At 49.7% G+C, this 20,749-nt stretch carries 19 protein-coding genes, 3 tRNA genes and 1 pseudogene; 17 read left to right on the top strand and 6 right to left on the bottom strand.

The window, feature by feature from the left end; genetic code table 11:
• Nucleotides 1-3: 3 nt before the first annotated feature.
• From fliT to fliD, 3 genes are read right to left on the bottom strand one after another with little or no spacing between them, the layout of a single operon-like run.
• Complete coding sequence (fliT, locus tag KK102_RS11180) at nt 4-375, bottom strand: flagella biosynthesis regulatory protein FliT (protein WP_126545484.1); 372 nt, start codon at nt 373-375, stop codon at nt 4-6.
• Nucleotides 375-785, bottom strand: coding sequence for a flagellar export chaperone FliS (gene fliS, locus KK102_RS11185; RefSeq protein WP_126545483.1), 411 nt, complete (start codon nt 783-785; stop codon nt 375-377). The genes fliT and fliS overlap by 1 nt, the downstream gene beginning before the upstream one ends.
• Nucleotides 786-815: 30 nt before the next feature.
• Nucleotides 816-2,228 (bottom strand): flagellar filament capping protein FliD, encoded by a 1,413-nt coding sequence (fliD, locus tag KK102_RS11190; protein ID WP_126545482.1) that lies wholly within the window; start codon nt 2,226-2,228, stop codon nt 816-818.
• Between the two features lie 268 nt (nt 2,229-2,496).
• Between fliD and KK102_RS11195 the strand changes: the two genes are divergently transcribed.
• The 8 genes from KK102_RS11195 (at nt 2,497) to sdiA (ending at nt 10,079) form a co-directional block, all read left to right on the top strand.
• Complete coding sequence (locus KK102_RS11195; RefSeq protein WP_032659212.1) at nt 2,497-4,224, top strand: FliC/FljB family flagellin; 1,728 nt, start codon at nt 2,497-2,499, stop codon at nt 4,222-4,224.
• A 163-nt stretch (nt 4,225-4,387) separates the two neighbouring features.
• Entirely contained in the window at nt 4,388-5,107 is a 720-nt protein-coding gene (locus tag KK102_RS11200) for an RNA polymerase sigma factor FliA (protein WP_042714098.1), read from the top strand.
• Nucleotides 5,108-5,161: 54 nt separating this feature from the next.
• On the top strand, nt 5,162-5,713 hold the full coding sequence (gene fliZ, locus KK102_RS11205) for a flagella biosynthesis regulatory protein FliZ (RefSeq protein ID WP_010432406.1): 552 nt from the start codon (nt 5,162-5,164) through the stop codon (nt 5,711-5,713).
• Between the two features lie 86 nt (nt 5,714-5,799).
• Nucleotides 5,800-6,600, top strand: a complete 801-nt coding sequence (gene tcyJ / locus KK102_RS11210) for a cystine ABC transporter substrate-binding protein (protein ID WP_010432408.1) — start codon at nt 5,800-5,802, stop codon at nt 6,598-6,600.
• Between the two features lie 107 nt (nt 6,601-6,707).
• A complete protein-coding gene (gene dcyD, locus KK102_RS11215) occupies nt 6,708-7,694 on the top strand; it encodes a D-cysteine desulfhydrase (protein ID WP_216357603.1) in 987 nt (328 codons plus the stop codon).
• A gap of 21 nt (nt 7,695-7,715) precedes the next feature.
• The gene (gene tcyL, locus KK102_RS11220) at nt 7,716-8,384 is read left to right on the top strand and encodes a cystine ABC transporter permease (RefSeq protein WP_126545481.1); all 669 of its coding nucleotides are present in this window, start codon (nt 7,716-7,718) and stop codon (nt 8,382-8,384) included.
• Nucleotides 8,381-9,133 carry an L-cystine ABC transporter ATP-binding protein TcyN gene (gene tcyN, locus KK102_RS11225; RefSeq protein WP_126545480.1) on the top strand — a complete coding sequence of 251 codons (753 nt, stop codon included), beginning with the start codon at nt 8,381-8,383 and terminating at the stop codon, nt 9,131-9,133. The genes tcyL and tcyN overlap by 4 nt, the downstream gene beginning before the upstream one ends.
• A 223-nt stretch (nt 9,134-9,356) precedes the next feature.
• Nucleotides 9,357-10,079, top strand: coding sequence for a quorum-sensing transcriptional regulator SdiA (sdiA, locus tag KK102_RS11230; protein WP_216357681.1), 723 nt, complete (start codon nt 9,357-9,359; stop codon nt 10,077-10,079).
• Between the two features lie 65 nt (nt 10,080-10,144).
• On the opposite strand, the gene KK102_RS11235 is transcribed toward sdiA, so the two are convergent.
• Both KK102_RS11235 and KK102_RS22390 read right to left on the bottom strand, forming a co-directional pair.
• Nucleotides 10,145-10,369 carry a DUF2594 family protein gene (locus KK102_RS11235; protein ID WP_126545479.1) on the bottom strand — a complete coding sequence of 75 codons (225 nt, stop codon included), beginning with the start codon at nt 10,367-10,369 and terminating at the stop codon, nt 10,145-10,147.
• Complete coding sequence (locus KK102_RS22390; protein ID WP_420842092.1) at nt 10,356-10,511, bottom strand: hypothetical protein; 156 nt, start codon at nt 10,509-10,511, stop codon at nt 10,356-10,358. The genes KK102_RS11235 and KK102_RS22390 overlap by 14 nt, the downstream gene beginning before the upstream one ends.
• Before the next feature lie 326 nt (nt 10,512-10,837).
• Here KK102_RS22390 and uvrY point away from each other — a divergent pair, with 326 nt between their 5' ends.
• The 8 genes and pseudogenes from uvrY (at nt 10,838) to KK102_RS11275 (ending at nt 17,975) form a co-directional block, all read left to right on the top strand.
• On the top strand, nt 10,838-11,494 hold the full coding sequence (gene uvrY, locus KK102_RS11240) for a UvrY/SirA/GacA family response regulator transcription factor (RefSeq protein ID WP_042714108.1): 657 nt from the start codon (nt 10,838-10,840) through the stop codon (nt 11,492-11,494).
• Nucleotides 11,491-13,323: an excinuclease ABC subunit UvrC gene (gene uvrC, locus KK102_RS11245; RefSeq protein ID WP_126545478.1), complete on the top strand. Its 1,833-nt coding sequence runs from the start codon at nt 11,491-11,493 to the stop codon at nt 13,321-13,323. The genes uvrY and uvrC overlap by 4 nt, the downstream gene beginning before the upstream one ends.
• A 56-nt stretch (nt 13,324-13,379) precedes the next feature.
• A complete protein-coding gene (pgsA, locus tag KK102_RS11250) occupies nt 13,380-13,928 on the top strand; it encodes a CDP-diacylglycerol--glycerol-3-phosphate 3-phosphatidyltransferase (protein ID WP_046888002.1) in 549 nt (182 codons plus the stop codon).
• Nucleotides 13,929-14,079: 151 nt separating this feature from the next.
• Nucleotides 14,080-14,155 (top strand) — tRNA-Gly (locus KK102_RS11255).
• Nucleotides 14,156-14,201: 46 nt separating this feature from the next.
• Nucleotides 14,202-14,275: transfer RNA gene (locus KK102_RS11260), tRNA-Cys, on the top strand.
• Nucleotides 14,276-14,286: 11 nt separating this feature from the next.
• A tRNA-Leu gene (locus KK102_RS11265) sits at nt 14,287-14,373 on the top strand.
• Between the two features lie 913 nt (nt 14,374-15,286).
• Nucleotides 15,287-16,433 (top strand): annotated as a pseudogene (locus tag KK102_RS11270) (IS3 family transposase).
• A 393-nt stretch (nt 16,434-16,826) separates the two neighbouring features.
• Entirely contained in the window at nt 16,827-17,975 is a 1,149-nt protein-coding gene (locus KK102_RS11275; protein WP_216357604.1) for a hypothetical protein, read from the top strand.
• Nucleotides 17,976-18,005: 30 nt separating this feature from the next.
• Here KK102_RS11275 and KK102_RS11280 read toward each other — a convergent pair whose 3' ends face one another.
• Entirely contained in the window at nt 18,006-19,868 is a 1,863-nt protein-coding gene (locus KK102_RS11280; protein ID WP_216357605.1) for an acyltransferase family protein, read from the bottom strand.
• Between the two features lie 247 nt (nt 19,869-20,115).
• Between KK102_RS11280 and KK102_RS22220 the strand changes: the two genes are divergently transcribed.
• Nucleotides 20,116-20,502, top strand: a complete 387-nt coding sequence (locus tag KK102_RS22220; RefSeq protein WP_244992461.1) for a HumD family translesion DNA polymerase — start codon at nt 20,116-20,118, stop codon at nt 20,500-20,502.
• The last annotated feature ends 247 nt before the right edge of the window (nt 20,503-20,749 follow it).

Genomic DNA, 20,749 nt, shown 5'->3' on the forward strand with positions numbered 1-20,749 from the left:
TGGCTAATTGATATCGCTATTGCTTTGCGGGACCAGGACATGACCGCCCTGGTTGCCGTAGGTGGAAAGTACTGATTTTTGGATAGAGGACTGACCAACGAGCTTTGCCAGTTCATCCATTCTGGCCTGTAGCAACTTTTTGACCTGGCTTTCATTATCCAGAATAAGCCGCAGCGTGGGACGTAGCTGCTCCTGCACCTGTAAAGAAGGTGCGATATCCTGCGTCATGCGAGCCAGCGAGTGCACCGCGTTGACATAATCGGTCTCACAGGTTATCAAGTCATCCCATAATCCCTGGCGTGCCAGTCGCAGCATTAAATGGCTCTGCTCAAGGAGTTGTTGATAGAGTGTATAGAGTTGCGGTGCATTACTCATTAGAAGGCGTCCTGGGCAAGAGTTGGTATACCTGCTGCCTCCTTCCATCCATCCGCAATATTGCGCAGTAAATTCTCCACCTCTTCGATGGCACTGACATCATTGCGAAGGTTGGCCTGCAGCAGGCGACGTACCATATAGGCATAGAGAGCGATCAGGTTTTGCGTCAACTCGTCTTTGCTCTCTTCATCTAATCCGACCTTGAGGCCATTTTCGATGATATTAATCGCTTTGGAGAGTGCCAAACCTTTTGCCGGAATATTGCCGTCTCCCAGGAACAGACGCGCGCGTACCAGCGCGCTGAGGGCCCCATCAAATAGCATGATAACCAGGTGCTGCTGGCTGGCGCTCATCACCGCGCTTTCAACTTCTATCTTTGCGTAGGCTTGCGTGCCTTTTGCGCCATACATGTTATTCCCCTCGGATCTGATTAACTGTTACTACTTATTGGAAGACGTATTTTCAAACTGTTGTGTTAGGTAGCTGCTGGTGGAGTTCAGGGAGTTCATCATGACGTCCAACTGCGTAAACTGTTCTTTATAACGCGCTACCATGGTGTCGATGCGATCGCTCGCTGCGTTATATTGCTTTGTTAAATTGTTCAGCGTTTTGCTGACACCATCTTTAGCCGCTTGAATAATGCCGGTGCTGGATAACCAGCCTGTCAGGTTTGTCCCCACGGTGGTGGTGATACCGGATGTTTTACCGTCACCGACCAGCAGATCTTTCATACCGGCCGCGCTGTTTTTCATTGCCGCACTCAGCTTGTCATTATCAACTTCCAGCTTGCCGGTGCTCGGATCGGTGGTAATCCCCGCCTGGGCCAGCGTTTTAATGTTGGAGCTGGTGTGGGGGTTAATTAAAATAGTTTGTAACTGGGTCTGAATAGTTCGCAACGTACTGTCACCTAACAACGCGCCGTTGCTGGTACTCTGCGCATCTGATCCTGCATCCACCGCTGTATATTTTGTCAGGCTGCTAAAGGTGTCTTGCAGTGAATTATATGCAGTAACCCAGTCATTAATCGCTTTGGTTGCTTTGCTGGTGTCGTTGGTGATGGTTAAGGTCTGGTTGCCGCTCGTAATATCATTCAGATTTAGCGTGATATTTTCCAGCGCATCGCTGATGGTATTACTGCTGTTTTCAATATCGACGTTGTTGACTTTTAGTTTAGCGTTTTGCGCGTTAACACTTTCCAGCATGCCGTTACTGGCATCACCTTTCGTGCCGTTGTAGCCCATAAAGGATTGCAGCGCCGAATCGCCGCTGACGCTGATGGTCATCGCATTCTCATCGCCAGTCTCTTTAGAGGTAATGGACAGACGATACTCGCCGTTTCCGACGTTAATAATACTGGCGCTTACGCCCGCATCCGCTTTATTGATCGCGTCACGGATGCCGGTCAGAGACGAGTTTGCTGCGCTGATATCAATAGTGACAGGTTTCTTATCGCCGCCCTGCTGAATGGTGATCTTGCTGTCCGCGGTTGCAATCGCCGCTTTGCTGTCGCTTTGCGTTTTAGATGTGGTCAGCGTTTGGGCCTGAGCGAGCTGCGAAACGCTAATAGTGTATTTACCCGCGATTGCGCTGCCGGTGGTGGTCGCGCTAAACGCCGTTGAGCTGCTAACAGTAGTGGTTGCGGTAAAGAGATCCGCTTTACTTAACGCAGTATTCGCCGTCTGGAAGGACTCCAGTGCACTTTTCAACGTGCCGTAGGCGCTGAGTTTTGCTGTATAGGAAGACTGCTGTTTGGTGATTGGCGTTAACTGAGCCTTTTGTGCAGCGGTAAGACTATCCAGAATGTCTCCTAACTGCAGACCTGAGCCGACTCCCAACGTAGAAATACTTGCCATATTTATTCCTTAATGTAACGACACGTAGAACGAATAGTGGGGTTATCGGCCTCAACTCAGGAAAGTTTACGGTTAGATTCTTTTTTTTAATGGCGAGAATAGCGCTAATAGAGAAGAGTATTTCTGTGGCTAAAAAAAATGATGCGATCCTGAAAAAAAATCTAAAGGTTGTTTTGGACCAGACGATAACACCTTTGACGGCGATGAAGCCGAAGGGTGGAAACCCAAATCTAATCCACAGATTTGATGAACAACAGGAAACGAAATCATGGCACAAGTCATTAATACCAACAGCCTCTCGCTGATCACTCAGAACAACATCAACAAGAACCAGTCTTCAATGTCTACTGCCATTGAGCGTCTGTCATCCGGTCTGCGTATCAACAGCGCAAAAGATGACGCAGCAGGCCAGGCGATTGCTAACCGCTTCACCTCCAACATCAAAGGTCTGACTCAGGCTGCACGTAACGCTAACGACGGCATCTCTGTTGCACAGACTACTGAAGGCGCACTGTCTGAAATCAACAACAACTTACAGCGTATTCGTGAGCTGACCGTTCAGTCTTCTACTGGTACTAACTCTAAGTCTGATCTGGACTCAATTCAGGATGAAATCAAATCCCGTCTGGACGAAATTGACCGCGTGTCTGGTCAGACTCAGTTTAACGGTGTTAATGTGCTGGCTAAAGACGGTTCCATGAAAATTCAGGTTGGAGCGAACGATGGCCAGACCATCACTATCGACCTGAAACAAATCGACTCTAAAACTCTTGGTCTGACCGGTTTTAACGTTAATGGTCAGGGCTCTGTGGCAAACACTGCTGCTACCAAGGATGAACTGGCAGCGGCAGCAGCTACAGCAGGTACAACACCATCCACCGATGCTGCCGGTGTAACCAAATACACTGTAGACGCAGGTCTGAATAAAGCCACTGCTGCAAACGTATTTGCAAATCTGTCTGATGGTGCAATTGTCGATGCCACAATTTCTAATGGTTTTGGGACAGCGACAGCGACTAACTATACCTACAACAAAGCAACAAATGATTTCAGCTTCGGGGCGACCATCGCTGCTGGTGCGGCAGCTGGTGACAGCAATAGCGCTGCACTGCAATCCTTCCTGACGCCGAAAGCAGGGGATACTGCTAACCTGAGCGTTAAGATTGGTGGTACTTCTGTTGATGTTGTGCTGGCGAGTGATGGTAAAATTACTGCTAAAGATGGTTCAGCACTGTTTATCGATTCAACAGGTAACTTGACTCAAAACAGCGCCGGTACAGTTGCCGCGGCAACGCTTGATGGTCTGACTAAAAACCATGACGCTACAGGTGCAGTGGGTGTTTCAATTACTACGGCTGATGGCGCAACTATCGCTCTGGCGGGTTCTGCTGACGCAGCAACAGGTTCTCAATCAGGTACAATTACACTGAGCAACGTTCGTATCAGCGCTGATGCTCTGCAATCCGCTGCTAAAGGTACTGCTCTCAATGTAGATAATGACGCTGATGGTACTGACGATATTTCTATTAGCGCAACTGGCGTTGTTACCACTGGGGGCGCGGCTACTTATACAGCGACTGATGGTACTCTGACTACTACCAATACCGTTGATTACTTCCTGCAAACTGATGGCAGCGTGACCAATGGTTCTGGAAAAGCTGTTTACACTGACGCAGCAGGTAAATTCACTACCGACGCAGCGACTAAAGCTGCTACTACTACCGATCCACTGAAAGCATTGGACGATGCTATCAGCTCCATCGATAAGTTCCGTTCTTCTTTAGGTGCCATCCAAAACCGCCTGGGTTCTGCTGTCACCAACCTGAACAACACCACCACCAACCTGTCTGAAGCGCAGTCCCGTATTCAGGACGCCGACTATGCGACCGAAGTGTCAAATATGTCTAAAGCGCAGATCATCCAGCAGGCTGGTAACTCCGTGTTGGCCAAGGCTAACCAGGTTCCTCAGCAGGTTCTGTCTCTGCTGCAAGGCTAATCGCCTGTTTAAGCTCAAACCCCGCTTCGGCGGGGTTTTTTCTGTCCGCATTTACGCGTAACCCCCCAAATAACCCCTCATTTCACCCACTATTCACCCGATTAAAACCCCTCCAGAATCGGATAATCATGCCGATAACTCAATTAACGCAGGGCTGTTTATCGTGAATTCACTCTATACCGCTGATGGTGTAATGGATAAACACTCGCTGTGGCAGCGTTATGTTCCGCTGGTGCGTCACGAAGCATTGCGCCTCCAGGTGCGTTTGCCGGCGAGCGTGGAACTGGACGATCTGCTACAGGCGGGCGGTATCGGGTTATTGAATGCAGTTGACCGATACGACGCTCTGCAAGGAACGGCATTTACGACTTACGCAGTTCAGCGTATTCGTGGGGCGATGCTGGACGAGCTGCGCAGCCGAGACTGGGTGCCGCGCAGCGTTCGCCGCAACGCGCGCGAAGTGGCGCATGCGATGGGGCAGCTGGAACAGGAGCTGGGACGCAACGCGACGGAAACCGAAGTGGCGGAACGTCTTGGGATCGCTGTTGAAGAGTATCGTCAGATGTTGCTCGATACCAATAATAGCCAACTCTTCTCTTACGACGAGTGGCGCGAAGAGCATGGCGATAGCATCGAGCTGGTGACGGACGAGCATCAGCAAGAAAACCCGTTACACCATTTAATGGAAGGGAATTTACGCCAGCGCGTGATGGAAGCGATTGAAGCTTTACCAGAACGCGAACAGCTGGTGTTGACCCTCTATTACCAGGAAGAGCTCAATCTCAAGGAGATTGGCGCGGTACTGGAGGTGGGGGAGTCTCGGGTTAGCCAGCTGCACAGCCAGGCCATCAAGCGCTTACGCACGAAACTGGGCAAGTTATAGGTGATTGATTCACCTGGGAAATGCCGCACAACGTATTGACAACCAGGAGTTATCATGACGGTGCAGCAATCTAAAAGACGGCCTTTAAGCCGCTACCTGAAAGACTTTAAACACAGCCAGACGCATTGCGCCCACTGTAATAAATTACTCGACCGTATCACGCTGGTTCGTCGTGGCGAAATCGTGAACAAAATCGCGATATCCCGCCTCGACACGTTAATGGATGAGGCCGCCTGGCTCGAAGAGCAAAAAGAGTGGGTGGCGCTTTGCCGTTTCTGTGGCGATCTCCACTGCAAAGAGCAAAGCGACTTCTTCGATATTATCGGCTTCAAGCAATTCCTGTTTGAACAAACGGAGATGAGCCACGGCACCGTTCGCGAATATGTGGTTCGCCTGCGTCGCCTTGGGCAGCATCTGACCGTCAACAATATTTCTCGCGATCTGCTGAAAACCGGTTATCTGGATGAAAATCTGGAGCCGTGGCTGCCTGCGACCAGCACCAACAACTACCGGATTGCGCTGCGCAAGTATGCCCAATACAAGGTACAGATGCCGGGTGTCGTGAAGCAGAAAGCCCACGCCGGAACAACTTCTGATATATATTAAAAAAGAATAAGATGTAGCGCAGTCGCCTTTGACGTGGCAGGCGATTTCTCTACACTACGTAAAAATTCCACTATATCGGGGTATTTATGAAATTTGCACTTCTGGGTCGTCAGGCGCTGATGGGTGTTATGGCCGTTGCGCTGGTTGCGGGCATGAGCGTGAAAACGTTCGCCGCGGAAAACCTGCTGAATAAAGTAAAAGAGCGTGGCACGCTGCTGGTGGGGCTGGAAGGAACCTATCCTCCGTTCAGCTACCAGGGCGACGACGGTAAACTGACCGGTTTCGAAGTGGAATTTGCGGAAGAACTGGCGAAACACCTTGGCGTGAAAGCGTCCCTGAAACCGACCAAATGGGACGGTATGCTGGCGTCGCTGGATTCAAAACGTATTGATGTGGTGATCAACCAGGTGACCATTTCTGACGAGCGTAAGAAGAAGTATGACTTCTCCACGCCGTACACCGTGTCCGGTATTCAGGCGCTGGTGAAGAAAGGTAACGAAGGCGGGATTAAAACGGCTGCGGACCTGAAAGGGAAGAAAGTCGGCGTCGGTCTGGGTACTAACTACGAAGAGTGGCTGCGCCAGAACGTGCAGGGTGTGGATATTCGCACCTATGATGATGACCCGACCAAATACCAGGATCTGCGCGTGGGCCGTATCGACGCCATTCTGGTTGACCGCCTGGCCGCGCTGGATCTGGTGAAGAAAACCAACAATACCCTGGCCGTTGCGGGTGATGCGTTCTCTCGTCAGGAAGCCGGTATCGCCATCCGTAAAGGTAACGAAGACCTGGTGAAAGCGATCGATTCCGCGATTGCTGACATGCAGAAAGACGGTAGCCTGAAAGCGCTTTCTGAGAAATGGTTCGGCGCTGACGTCACCAAATAAGTCTTTGACCCATAAAAAAAGGCGCTTTTAAAAGCGCCTTTTTTATTTCTTACGCGTCTGCGTGCATAATGAAAAATATCATATGAATTAGCGTTACCGGAGGAACCATGTCACTGCAGAATTTAACGCGCTTTCCCCGCCTGGAGTTTATCGGCGCGCCCACGCCGCTGGAGTATTTACCCCGATTTTCTGATTATTTAGGGCGCGACATTTTTATCAAGCGCGATGACGTGACGCCGATGGCGATGGGCGGCAATAAGCTGCGCAAGCTGGAGTTTCTGGCGGCAGACGCGTTGCGCGAAGGGGCGGACACGCTGATCACCGCAGGGGCAATTCAGTCTAACCACGTGCGCCAGACGGCGGCGGTGGCGGCAAAACTTGGCCTGCACTGCGTCGCGTTGCTGGAAAACCCGATCGGCACGCACGCAGAAAATTATCTCACTAACGGTAACCGTCTTCTGCTGGATCTGTTTAACGTGCAGGTCGAGATGGTCGACGCCCTGACCGACCCGACCGCGCAGCTCGACGAACTGGCCACGCGTCTGGAAGCGCAGGGTTTTCGTCCGTACGTTATTCCCGTCGGCGGGTCGAACGCGCTGGGCGCATTGGGCTATGTAGAAAGCGCGCTGGAAATTGCGCAGCAATGCGAGGGCGCGGTGAATCTCTCATCCGTTGTTGTCGCCTCCGGTAGCGCCGGAACCCATGCCGGGCTGGCGGTGGGGCTGGAGCAACTGCTGCCGGATGTTGAGCTGATTGGCGTGACGGTCTCCCGCAGCGTTGCGGATCAGAAGCCGAAAGTGGTTACGTTACAGCAGGCGGTGGCCGAGCAGCTGGAGCTGAAGGCAAAGGCCGATATTCAGCTCTGGGATGACTATTTTGCGCCGGGCTACGGCACGCCAAATGAAGAGGGGATGGAAGCGGTGAAGTTGCTGGCACGCCTCGAGGGCATTCTGCTCGATCCGGTCTATACCGGTAAGGCGATGGCGGGGCTGATAGACGGCATTGCACAGAAGCGCTTTAAGGATGAAGGGCCGATTTTGTTTGTACACACTGGCGGGGCGCCTGCGCTGTTTGCCTATCATCCTCATGTCTAAAAATCAGGTCGAAAAATAATAATGCACGAAAGTATTCAACTGGTTATTGATTCACTGCCGTTCCTGCTTAAGGGGGCGGTGTTTACGCTTCAGCTCAGTATCGGAGGGATGTTCTTCGGCCTGGTGCTTGGGTTCGTGCTGGCGTTAATGCGCATGTCGCCCGTCTGGCCGGTACGCTGGCTGGCGCGTTTTTACATCTCTGTATTTCGCGGCACGCCCCTTATCGCTCAGCTCTTTATGATCTACTACGGTTTGCCGCAGTTTGGTATTGAGCTTGACCCCATTCCGGCGGCGATGATTGGTCTGTCGTTAAATACCGCAGCCTACACGTCCGAAACCCTGCGTGCGGCCATCTCCTCCATTGATAAGGGGCAGTGGGAAGCGGCGGCCAGTATCGGGATGACGCCGTGGCAAACCCTGCGTCGGGCGATATTGCCCCAGGCCGCGCGCGTAGCGTTACCGCCGCTGAGCAACAGCTTTATCAGCCTGGTAAAAGATACGTCGCTGGCGGCCACCATTCAGGTGCCGGAGCTGTTCCGTCAGGCTCAGCTGATCACCTCGCGGACGCTGGAAGTGTTCACGATGTATCTGGCGGCCTCGCTGATTTACTGGGTGATGGCGACGGTGCTTTCCGCCCTGCAGAACTATTTTGAAAACCAGCTTAACCGCCAGGAGCGTGATCCGAAATGAGTGCAATCGACGTTAAAAACCTGGTGAAAAAATTCCACGGACAAACGGTGCTCCACGGTATCGATCTGGAAGTGGAGCAGGGCGAAGTGGTAGCGATCATCGGGCCGAGCGGCTCGGGGAAAACCACGCTGCTGCGCAGTATTAATCTCCTCGAACAGCCTGAAGGCGGAACGATCCGCGTCGGGGAAATCACGATTGACACCGGTAAATCCATCAGCCAGCAGAAAGGGTTGATTCGCCGTCTGCGTCAGCATGTTGGTTTTGTTTTCCAGAACTTCAACCTTTTCCCGCACCGTACGGTGCTGGAAAATATTATTGAAGGGCCGGTCATCGTAAAGGGGGAGCCAAAAGAAGAGGCCACCACCCGCGCACGGGAGCTGCTGGCGAAGGTTGGGCTGGCCGGTAAGGAAACCAGCTATCCGCGCCGTCTTTCGGGGGGACAGCAGCAGCGTGTGGCCATTGCGCGCGCGCTGGCGATGCGTCCGGATGTCATCCTGTTCGATGAGCCCACCTCCGCGCTCGATCCCGAGCTGGTAGGGGAGGTGCTGAACACCATTCGCCAGCTGGCGCAGGAAAAACGGACGATGGTCATCGTGACTCACGAAATGAGCTTTGCGCGTGATGTTGCAGACCGGGCTATTTTTATGGATCAGGGCCGCATTGTTGAGCAGGGGCCAGCGAAAAGCCTGTTTGCGAACCCGCAACAGCCGCGAACGCGCCAGTTCCTTGAAAAATTCCTCATGCAGTAGCATTTTTGCAGTAATTTGCTCCAGATTTTTCTTCTGGGGCAAATTATTCACCTGTAAACGCGTGTTCGTAGTTTTTTTATTCCGCTAGTGTTCGGATTAACCGTATTAAATCTAAAGATTCAGGTGCGTTGGATGATATTTTGTATAAATAAATAAGATTTATGTGTTAGGTTATATTCACCATAATAATGATTATCTTTATCAGAGGCTTCATTCGGTAAGTATGAGGGATTCAGACTTTTTCAACTGGCGACGGGATTGCTTCCTCCGGTTTCAGGAAATGTCCTGTGCCGACGAGGTATATCAAGAACTTCAGCGACAAACGCAGGCACTCGAATTTGATTATTTCTCACTTTGCGTTCGTCATCCTGTCCCCTTTACGCGCCCTAGGATTTCGGTCGAAACCAGTTATCCGCAGGAATGGATGGCGCAATATAAGTCAGAGAATTTTTTCGCCATCGATCCGGTGCTGAAACCAGAGAATTTCGTTCAGGGGCATTTACCCTGGACGGATGAATTATTCGCTGATGCTCAGGTACTCTGGGACGGCGCGCGGGACCACGGTTTGCGTACGGGAATTACGCAGTGTTTGATGCTGCCTAATCATGCGCTCGGTTTCCTGTCTGTATCGCGTACTAGCGCACAGGTGGAAAAGCTCAGCTGCGAAGAAATAGAGTTGCGTCTGCAAATGCTGGTTCAAATGGCCTTAACGTCTCTGCTGCGTTTTGAACATGAGATGGTCATGCCGCCTGAAATGAAATTCAGCAAGCGTGAGCGGGAAATTCTGAAGTGGACTGCGGAAGGAAAGACGTCTGCAGAAATAGCGATTATTCTCTCGATATCGGAGAATACGGTTAATTTCCATCAGAAGAATATGCAGAAGAAATTTAACGCGCCGAACAAGACGCAGATAGCCTGTTACGCGGCGGCGACGGGACTGATCTGAAGAGACAACACGTTCTGCGTGACAGACGAGATAACGGCTGAATGCACCGCATTCAGCCGTTTTTCTTACTGGCGGTAAGCTTGTTTAATCTGCTTAACGGTATTGGCGAATACGGCTGATTCTGCCTGGTCTTCCATCTGCGCGATTTGTTTTTCCATCTTAAGGATCACGCGGCCCGCGTCAGCCTGACCCATAGCCTGTAACATGAGCGTCAGCAGCGATTTCAGGCAGTTTACTTCCTGTGCCAGTTCTTGGTTATTTTCCGCAGTGGCGAATTCAGGTGAGCTCATTTATTTTCCTCATTATAAAACAGCGCTCGAGCGCGACGATGAAAGTCAAGGCCGCGGAGTATACCACAAGCCGGGACAAAAAAAGCAGTGGTTGTTTTTCGTACTTTTCCGCATTTTGTTTATTTACGTAAACAATACCCACAGGTAATGTCTCCTCTACGTTATTCGCATTTTTTTTGCCATCGCCGGTTCGTTTGCCGTTAATTGTTGTTACAAAAAGTTTAGAACTGTTTTTAAGTCGATGTTGCGTGCCTGTTTTTTGTAACTTTTTGAATACAGATGCTTAAAAATAGACGCAATAGCCCGTGCAGCATGGGTTTTCTTTCCACTTGCTGTACAGGCTAATTTCCAAAAACGAGAGCGTAATCGTATAGCACGTTTTTTAACGTTTTAATCTTGCGGGGAAAACCGTTAATATAAACGCAATAAGTAGTCAGTAGCGTTATCCCTATTCTGGAGACATTTCCTTTGATCAACGTCCTTCTTGTTGATGACCACGAACTGGTGCGCGCAGGGATACGACGCATTCTTGAAGATATAAAGGGTATTAAAGTTGCCGGTGAGGCCTGCTGTGGTGAAGATGCCGTGAAATGGTGTCGCACAAACTCGGCCGACGTGGTGTTGATGGATATGAACATGCCCGGCATTGGTGGGCTTGAAGCAACACGTAAAATCGCCCGTACCTTTGTTGATACCAAAGTCATCATGCTGACCGTACATACCGAAAACCCGCTGCCCGCGAAAGTTATGCAGGCGGGAGCCGCCGGGTATCTGAGTAAAGGCGCCGCACCGCAGGAAGTTGTGAATGCCATTCGCTCCGTCTTTGCCGGTCAGCGTTACATCGCCTCGGACATTGCACAACAGATGGCATTGAGCCAGATTGAACCGGAAAAAACGGAATCGCCGTTTGCCAGTTTGTCCGAGCGCGAGTTGCAGATTATGCTGATGATCACCAAAGGCCAGAAAGTGAATGAGATCTCTGAACAGCTGAATCTCAGTCCGAAAACGGTGAACAGCTATCGCTATCGGATGTTCAGTAAACTGAACATTCACGGTGATGTCGAGCTGACTCACCTGGCCATTCGTCATGGTCTGTGTAATGCGGAGTCGTTAATAAGTCAGTGAATGAAGCGTTCGATTCAAAAGCATTTCTAAAAACCGTCACCAGCCAGCCAGGCGTGTATCGCATGTATGACGCTGGCGGTACGGTTATCTATGTGGGTAAGGCGAAAGATCTCAAAAAACGCCTTTCCAGCTATTTCCGCAGCAATCTTGCCTCTCGCAAAACCGAAGCGCTGGTCGCACTCATTCAGAATATTGATGTCACCGTCACGCACACCGAGACGGAAGCGCTGCTGCTGGAACATAACTACATCAAACTGTATCAGCCCCGCTATAACGTGCTGCTGCGCGATGATAAATCCTATCCCTTTATTTTCCTGAGCGGGGATACCCATCCGCGCCTGGCGATGCACAGGGGGGCGAAGCATGCGAAGGGTGAATATTTCGGCCCGTTCCCGAACGGCTATGCCGTGCGTGAAACGCTGGCGCTGCTGCAAAAAATCTTTCCGATCCGCCAGTGTGAAAACAGCGTCTACCGTAACCGCTCGCGTCCGTGCCTGCAGTACCAGATTGGTCGCTGTCTGGGGCCGTGCGTAGCGGGTCTGGTCAGCGAAGAGGAGTATGCCCAGCAGGTAGACTATGTGCGCCTGTTCTTAGCCGGAAAAGACGATCAGGTCTTAACGCAGCTGATTGCGCGGATGGAAAAAGCCAGCGCCGCGCTGGAGTTCGAAGAGGCCGCGCGCATTCGTGACCAAATTCAGGCCGTACGCCGCGTTACCGAAAAGCAGTTTGTCTCCAATACCGGTGACGATCTGGACGTGATTGGCGTGGCCTTTGACAACGGGCTGGCCTGCGTTCACGTTCTGTTCATTCGCCAGGGCAAAGTGCTCGGCAGCCGCAGCTACTTCCCTAAAGTACCGGGCGGCACGGAGCTGGGTGAAGTGGTCGAGACGTTTGTTGGACAGTTCTATCTTCAGGGCAGCCAGATGCGCACGCTGCCCTCCGAGATCCTCCTTGATTTTAATCTCGACGATAAAACCCTGCTGGCGGATTCCCTGTCTGAACTGGCCGGGCGTCGGGTGAATGTCCAGACGAAACCGCGCGGGGACCGTGCACGCTATTTGAAGCTGGCGCGCACCAACGCGGCGACGGCGCTGACGACTAAACTGTCCCAGCAGTCGACGGTAAGCCAGCGCTTAACCGCGCTTGCTACGCTTCTGAAGCTGCCGGAAGTGAAACGTATGGAGTGTTTTGACATCAGCCATACGATGGGTGAGCAGACCGTAGCCTCCTGCGTGGTGTTTGATGCCAACGGTCCGCTGCGGGCGGAGTATCGCCGCTATAACATCACCGGGATCACCCCGGGAGATGATTACGCCGCGATGAACCAGGTGCTGCGTCGACGCTATGGCAAAGCCATCGAAGAGAGCAAGATCCCGGACGTGATCCTTATCGACGGCGGGAAAGGGCAGCTCGGACAGGCCAAGGCGGTGTTTGAATCACTCGACGTTGAATGGGATAAAAACCATCCGCTGCTGTTGGGCGTGGCGAAAGGCGCGGATCGTAAAGCGGGTCTGGAAACGCTTTTCTTTGAGCCGGAAGGTGAGGGCTTTAGCCTGCCGCCGGATTCTCCTGCGCTGCATGTGATCCAGCATATCCGCGATGAATCGCACGATCACGCGATCGGCGGCCACCGTAAAAAACGGGCGAAGGTCAAAAACACCAGCACGCTGGAGACCATCGAAGGCGTTGGACCAAAACGTCGTCAAATGCTGCTGAAGTATATGGGCGGATTGCAAGGATTACTCAACGCCAGCATGGAGGAAATTGCAAAAGTGCCGGGTATTTCGCAAGGGCTGGCAGAAAAGATCTACTACTCGTTGAAACATTGAGGGCTCTGTAGCAACATAGAGCTAAATTTTACTGACAACAAATAGTTACCGCCACTATGCAATATAATATCCCTACGTTGCTCACTCTTTTTCGCGTCGTGCTTATCCCGTTCTTTGTACTGGCGTTTTACCTGCCGGTCGTCTGGGCACCATTTGCCTGCGCGCTGATTTTCCTGGTCGCTGCGGTAACCGACTGGTTCGACGGCTATCTGGCGCGCCGCTGGAATCAAAGCACTCGCTTTGGCGCGTTCCTTGACCCGGTGGCCGATAAAGTCATGGTGGCGATCGCGATGGTGCTGGTGGCTGAACATTACCACACCTGGTGGGTCACGCTGCCCGCGGCAACGATGATTGGCCGCGAGATTATCATCTCTGCGCTGCGCGAGTGGATGGCGGAGCTGGGGAAACGCAGCAGCGTGGCGGTCTCCTGGATTGGTAAGGTTAAAACAACGGCGCAGATGGCGGCGCTGGTCTGGATGCTGTGGCGCCCGAACGCCTGGGTTGAGTGGGCGGGGATTGGTCTGCTGTGGGTTGCGGCGGTTTTGACGCTGTGGTCAATGCTGCAGTATTTGAACGCGGCGCGCGGAGATTTGCTTGAACAGTGATCGTTTCGACGTAATTTTCAGCAAACGATCCGGGGATGCAAAAAATAACGTTGACTCAAAACGACATATCAGTAGAATGCAACGCATCGAACGGCGGCACAGCTAGCCGGACGATAATGAAATCAAGTGGTTAGAATCAACTTGATGACATGCGGGAATAGCTCAGTTGGTAGAGCACGACCTTGCCAAGGTCGGGGTCGCGAGTTCGAGTCTCGTTTCCCGCTCCAGATTAAAGACATGCGCAGCAGCGAGTGTCAGTTTGAAAAGTTTTACGGCGCGTTAGCAAAGCGGTTATGTAGCGGATTGCAAATCCGTCTAGTCCGGTTCGACTCCGGAACGCGCCTCCACTTTCTTCCCTGGCCGGATGGTGGAATCGGTAGACACAAGGGATTTAAAATCCCTCGGCGTTCGCGCTGTGTGGGTTCAAGTCCCACTCCGGCTACCATGGGAAAACAAGAATAAAATCAATGATAAGCAGTGTCGTGTAAACCACCGAAAGGTGGTTTTTTATTGCCTGTTTTTCGCCATTCCCCATTCAGCTTCGCCATAAGAAGAGGGCATTACTGCCCCCCAACCACCGCACAACAGAAATTTTTCGGTTATATCTCGCCGTTTGAGATGCGTTTTTCTGACCTTAAATTTCCTGCCTTTCGTGAAGCATTCCTTCTAGATCAGATTGCCTCATTGGATCCTCATCAAGCGCTGATGATACAGAGATCCCTCCGGCATGGACCACTGGAACGATTGTTGATATTGAAGCACCAGAAACATATACCGTTGACCTCAACAACGGCTATAGCGTGATCTACGGCTCCGTTTGGCTATTGGCATGGCCCTAACTCTGGAGTTAAATAACGATACTTTTGATTTAATCGTCGCTGCTTAGAGCTCGTCAGTTCCTGCTGTACCTGGTGTTGGTGGTAACACAGCAAGCATTGCAGCGAGTGCCTCACCAACAACCTATGATTTCAGTAGTGCGCCCAAGACATTTACTATCAACTTGATGTCTATAGCGTACACGGTATCGCTCACCAGTAATGACGTCACGATGAGCGGCCTCGTAAATGCGATCACCAGTCAAATCTCTGCATCAGGTTTAAGAGCACGAGATAACTCTGGTCGTGTTGTTATTGATGAATTAAGCAGCCCTTACGCGGGGGGAGCAATTACCCACAGCGCTTTGCCAGTGAGTGTCTATGGAAGCTCGCCAGTTGATACGGCTGGCGTTGCATCAACAGGTGGTACAGCGGCAGTTCCGGCCAGCATCCGTCTTGCATATGATTCAGCAACAGGCATGAATCGCCACGGGTTTAACAGACACCTCAGAGTCATTTAAGATGACTTAAAGAGAGGTGCCCATGAGCGGTAAGCGTTATCCTGAAGAGTTTAAAATTGAAGCAGTCAAACAGGTTGTTGATCGTGGTCATACTGTTTCCAGTGTTGCAACACGTCTCGATATCACCACTCACAGTCTTTACGCCTGGATAAAGAAGTACGGTCCGGATTCTTCCACTCATAACGAACAGTCAGATGCTCAGGCCGAAATCCGCCGTCTTCAGAAAGAGTTGAAGCGGGTTACGGACGAACGGGACATATTAAAAAAAGCCGAGGGGTACTTCGCAAAGCTCTCCGACTGAGGTACGCCTTTATCCGCGACAACAGACGTTGCTGGCCTGTTCGTGTGCTCTGTGGGGTTCTGGATGTCCATCCGAGTGGATTTTATTTCTGGCTTCAGCAGCCACATTCACAGCGTCACCAGACAGACCAGATGCTGACCGGGCAGATCAAACAGTCCTGGCTCGAGTCTGGCTGCGTCTATGGTTATCGCAAGATCCATCTCGATCTGCGTGATACCGGACAGCAGTGCGGAGTGAACCGGGTCTGGCGGCTGATGAAGCGTGCCGGAATAAAAGCTCAGGTTGGGTACCGTAGCCCACGGGCACGTAAAGGCGAAGCCAGCATCGTGACACCCAACAGGCTCCAGCGGCAGTTCAATCCGGGCTCACCGGATGAGCGTTGGGTGACGGACATAACCTACATCCGAATCCAGAAGGCTGGCTGTATCTGGCCGTGGTGGTTGACCTGTTCTCCCGAAAAGTTATCCGCTGGTCAATGCAACCCCGCATGAAAAAAGAGATTGTCCTGAACGCATTACTTATGGCGGTGTGGAGGCGTAATGCTCAAAAGCAGGTACTGGTTCACTCTGATCAGGGCAGTCAGTACACGAGCCATGAGTGGCAGTCGTTCCTGAAACCACACGGTCTGGAAGGCAGCATGAGTCGTCGCGGTAACTGCCACGACAACGCGGTTGCGGAAAGCTTTTTCCAGCTACTGAAACGCGAACGGATTAAGAAAAGGATCTACGGAACGAGAGACGAAGCCAGAAGCGATATTTTTGATTATATCGAAAAGTTTTATAACAGTAAGCGTCGGCATGGTTCGAGCGAGAAGGTGCCACCGGCTGAATATGAAAAACTATATTATCAACGGCTCAGAAGTGTCTAGATTATCCGTGGCGATTCACTGAGCAACGGGATGTATGTAATTGCAATTTTTGACGGTAGCATAGACCCCCTTCAGTTTGGTCTCGCTGAATCTCGCTCAGCTGCACAAAATAAGATATCTCTTGATAATACTTTCAAATTTGCCCTGGATAATAAGAAATCTATCGTGCAAAGCAGAAGCGGGTTATATGACACTGACCCGGTAGAAATCAGCGGTGCCAGTTATGACTTCTTTTACTGAGAGTGCAGTCGCGGAGAGGTGACTTATAGGTGCACTAATGCAACCACGCCCCTGTTAACTCTACATGGTGACGCTCCGCCTGGCGGTTCGATAGTTGCAAACACGTTCCAGTATTGCACTATCAAAGGTTTTCGATTTATCAGCCCGTACTGTATGATTCGCTACTTCTACACGGAAAAAATGAGGTTGCAGGACCTTTTTATTAGTGGGACAGGAACGACATGTGACGCCATAATCGGGCCGATGTACAACACAGAATATTCTCTATGGGACATTCTTGAAAAGATAGTCGTTGCCAACAGTAACCGTGGTTTTGTCAGCGGCGTTGCCTTTCAGTCAGGGTCTCCAAAGCATGTTTACGTGGGCGATTGTACGTTCCGTGACTGGGATTTCCAGAATTGCGGACTACAGCCAAATGCATTCGTATTTGACGGAGGGTATTTCTATGGTGGTCTTTTGGATAACATTCAGTTCCATATGAATGCTGCGGCAGGGTTTATCACTAACGTACTCTGTCTGAGATTATTTAAGCCTTCAGTTGTAAACTTCAAAAACTGTTATTTATGGGAGGCAAACGGGACGGCGGTACAATTGCTTTCTCCTCGTCATGTACGAATGGATGGATCAAATATGATATGGGGTGCCGGGCAGACAGGCTCAGAGCCCGGACTGTTGATTACTAATTTTGACGGTCTTTCCAGCCATGGCTGTGAGATCAGCCCCCTCATAGCGAATGGATATGGCAGTGCAGTTCAAATTGTAACGCAAGGTTGCATTGATCTTTCCGGCCTTGTCGAAAGAGACAATTGCAAGGCGGGAAATACCATTCTTGGAGTTTCTTTGAATGGTTGTGATGGAATCAAGATGCACAACCTTACAATGCAAAGCCCTGGAGGGGCCGCCCTTAGCCTTCTAAGTTCCAATGTGGAAGTTTTTAATATTAATTATAGCGGTTATACAAGCCAGAGCATTCGAACGTCATCAACAGTTAAGTGTATACCTGCCAACTCAGTTCGGCAGTTAAGCACGGTAACTAACTTCCTCGGCGTGTTTGATGATGAGATACAGTGCAATGCGTCGACTGGAGCAACGACGGTAACATTACTGCCAGTAGCTGACTGCCCTGCAAAGCTAGTGAGGATTGTGAAAACGGACGGCACAGCCAATGGAGTCCAAATTGTTCCGGCAAGTGGAACGGACAATACGATTAACGGAGCAGGCTCCTATAGTCTCGCCGCACAATATGCATTTGTATATCTACGAAGCACTGGAAATAACTGGATTATCGTTGGTAAATCATAAAATGAGGCCGCAATACGCGGCCTTTATTATTTACTCAAGGAATATTCCAGAATTTGATTTTTTGAGTTTTTTACCAAACTCTATGGACCCATTGAGTGTGAAGTGTCCGCCATCGAAATAATTGAATTTTTTATTACTTTTATCTAACAAATCGCACTCCATCGATTCACCACACTGAACATCAAGGAACGAAATATATTCTACGCCGAACGCGCTATAACGCTTTTGTTCGAATAATTTCTTAATGTCGGCATCAGTTTTGCTAACGTACTTATTGTAGTACTTTTTACCATATTCATTAATCATTGGGATCGTTGACTGTCTGTCATTCATAGCATTGGCAACAATCTCCGACGGTGATTTGCTAAATGTCATCTTCGGTCCAACTACATAAATCTTGGCTTTTGTTAATTTTCTGATATCGGTTATCGCCTGCTCTAGTCCGACTATATACTCGACCGCCCAGTTGTCATGAAGAATAACAATCTCCGCATCTGCAAGGTCCTTACTGTTAAGTACATTTTCGTATACCTTTCTACATCTATCAGTGAACTTAGGATTGTTAGCAGTAAGTCCAAAGTTAGAACAACTAGATGTGGTTCTTAGATATGCGATATCTCCCTTCATTCCGTTCTCTGTGAGAGCGTAAGTAAGATCAATTCCGTGTGAGTTACCAATGATAACAATTTTTGTATCGCCGCTTTTAGGCACCGGATGTGGTTTGTCACCATCCACCCAGTATCTAGTCTGTTCTTTTTTAATATCTTCAGCAGAAAGCAAAGTAAACGGATAGCGTGAAGGCACTCCATGGTCTGAATTGATATACAAACCAGCGTACGCTGGTACAGCAAGGATAACCCCGGCGATGAAAAACTGAGGTGCCACCCTAATGTATTTAATACTGAGGAGTTTTCTTGATGGGTTTTCAACGCACTCATATGAAACCCACCCAAGGAATAATGATGAAATCATCCCAGTGATGATATTTTGTGTTGTCATTAAATCAAAATAATTTAGGTAGACAACTATCGGCCAATGCCACAGGTATACTGAATAAGATATTTTTCCAATAAACTGAGATATATTATTTTTTACTATAAATGAATCATGAGAAGCATAGATGAATGCGATGGAAGACAATACAGGAATAAGTGCGTAATACCCAGGCCACAAATCTTCTCTCGATAATACTGTTACGCTTAAAACAATACCTATCAAGGACAGGTAATGCAGCCACAGCGATGAGGAACGTTTCCTTTTTCTGCATGCGAAGTATGCCATCCCTCCAGATAGCATTTCCCATGCTCTTGATGGAAGAAGATAAAAAGCCTCTGAATTTCCACCGCTGGAGACAAGTAAAGAGGAAAATGAAAGACTGCATAACAATAAAAACGCCAGGGCATATATAGATTTATCCCCGAGAACCTTCTTAAGAAGAATAGATATAATTGGATATATTATATAAAATTGCCATTCAACAGAAAGTGACCATGTGTGCAACAACCACTTAGAGTGTGAGTCAGCATCAAAGTAGTTAATTTCACTGAAGTATGTGTTATTCGAAATGAACAACATGCTTGATAAAACATGGTGACCAAGTGATTCATAATCTGCCGGGATAAGAATAAACCAACAAGCAATCATCACAGCAATACAGAGCGCGGCCAATGCGGGGATAATCCTTTTACATCTTGCCATGTAAAAATCTGCAAGAGAGAAAGAACCATTATCTAGCCTGCTGAAAATAATTCCTGTCATTAAGAAACCAGAAATGACGAAGAATATGTCCACACCAGCAAAACCACCGGTAAAACCGCTAACGTTGAAGTGGAAAAGCACCACAGCTAAAACAGCTATCGCTCGCAATCCATTGATATCAGACCTGAATTTCACGACTAACCTCAAACAACTTTAAAGTTTAGGAATATTACCATATACAAAAACATACATAAATGACCCAAAATACGTAAATTCTATAGATTAGGATATCCAGATTCATCAGAAAAGAGCCATGGTGGACTATTTTTGCACCCAGCATGACAGATGCACCAGAACGGGAGTTTTTTTTCGTTACACAACTTGATCGACACCTTCGATTGGTCATGCTGTATGCATATACAGTAACTATCGGAGGCGCATTATGGGATTCCCGAGCCCAGCACAAGGCTACGTTGAGGAGCACATATCGCTCGACAAGCGCATCATAGCCAGACCAGCAGCTACGTACTTCATTAGAGCTGGAGCGACGCATTACCGCGAAGGAATTCTCAATGGTGCACTACTGGTAGTGGATGCATCGCTATCACCTTGTGACGGCTCGCTGCTAGTTTGCAGAATGGAAGGTGAACTGAGAATTAAGCGGTACCGTAATTCTCCACGACCTCACCTGGAGGATTTGCAGACCGGAAGGCGCGAAGAGATTCCAGTGCACGATGACGGAACAAGCCCTGATGCAATCTTTGGGGTGATCACGTATAGCATAAACGATATGAGGCTCGGCGAGTTTGATGATTGCCCGGTGATGTAGAGATCAGAACATAGCGTTTTGGGCTTCAAAACCTTCGCCATTGTGAGCTTATTCTATGCATAAGTTGTTGATTCAACTGATCTAAAATTTATTAATTAATGGCGAAAAATAAACATATGTCATTGTTTTTTAATGATAACACGCGTGATTTAAAATCCCTCGGCGTTCGCGCTGTGTGGGTTCAAGTCCCACTCCGGCTACCATGGGAAAAAGCAGAATAATCAAAGCAATAAGCAGTGTCGTGAAA

Source organism: Enterobacter quasimori (assembly GCF_018597345.1).
Taxonomy (GTDB): domain Bacteria; phylum Pseudomonadota; class Gammaproteobacteria; order Enterobacterales; family Enterobacteriaceae; genus Enterobacter; species Enterobacter mori.

Bases quoted from the DNA above. Each gene is read 5' to 3' on its own strand.
- fliT (WP_126545484.1), bottom strand. From the start codon at position 375: ATGAGTAATGCACCGCAACTCTATACACTCTATCAACAACTCCTTGAG.
- fliS (WP_126545483.1), bottom strand. From the start codon at position 785: ATGTATGGCGCAAAAGGCACGCAAGCCTACGCAAAGATAGAAGTTGAA.
- fliD (WP_126545482.1), bottom strand. From the start codon at position 2,228: ATGGCAAGTATTTCTACGTTGGGAGTCGGCTCAGGTCTGCAGTTAGGA.
- KK102_RS11195 (WP_032659212.1), top strand. From the start codon at position 2,497: ATGGCACAAGTCATTAATACCAACAGCCTCTCGCTGATCACTCAGAAC.
- fliZ (WP_010432406.1), top strand. From the start codon at position 5,162: ATGACGGTGCAGCAATCTAAAAGACGGCCTTTAAGCCGCTACCTGAAA.
- tcyJ (WP_010432408.1), top strand. From the start codon at position 5,800: ATGAAATTTGCACTTCTGGGTCGTCAGGCGCTGATGGGTGTTATGGCC.
- dcyD (WP_216357603.1), top strand. From the start codon at position 6,708: ATGTCACTGCAGAATTTAACGCGCTTTCCCCGCCTGGAGTTTATCGGC.
- tcyL (WP_126545481.1), top strand. From the start codon at position 7,716: ATGCACGAAAGTATTCAACTGGTTATTGATTCACTGCCGTTCCTGCTT.
- tcyN (WP_126545480.1), top strand. From the start codon at position 8,381: ATGAGTGCAATCGACGTTAAAAACCTGGTGAAAAAATTCCACGGACAA.
- sdiA (WP_216357681.1), top strand. From the start codon at position 9,357: ATGAGGGATTCAGACTTTTTCAACTGGCGACGGGATTGCTTCCTCCGG.
- KK102_RS11235 (WP_126545479.1), bottom strand. From the start codon at position 10,369: ATGAGCTCACCTGAATTCGCCACTGCGGAAAATAACCAAGAACTGGCA.
- pgsA (WP_046888002.1), top strand. From the start codon at position 13,380: ATGCAATATAATATCCCTACGTTGCTCACTCTTTTTCGCGTCGTGCTT.
- KK102_RS11275 (WP_216357604.1), top strand. From the start codon at position 16,827: ATGATTCGCTACTTCTACACGGAAAAAATGAGGTTGCAGGACCTTTTT.
- KK102_RS22220 (WP_244992461.1), top strand. From the start codon at position 20,116: ATGGGATTCCCGAGCCCAGCACAAGGCTACGTTGAGGAGCACATATCG.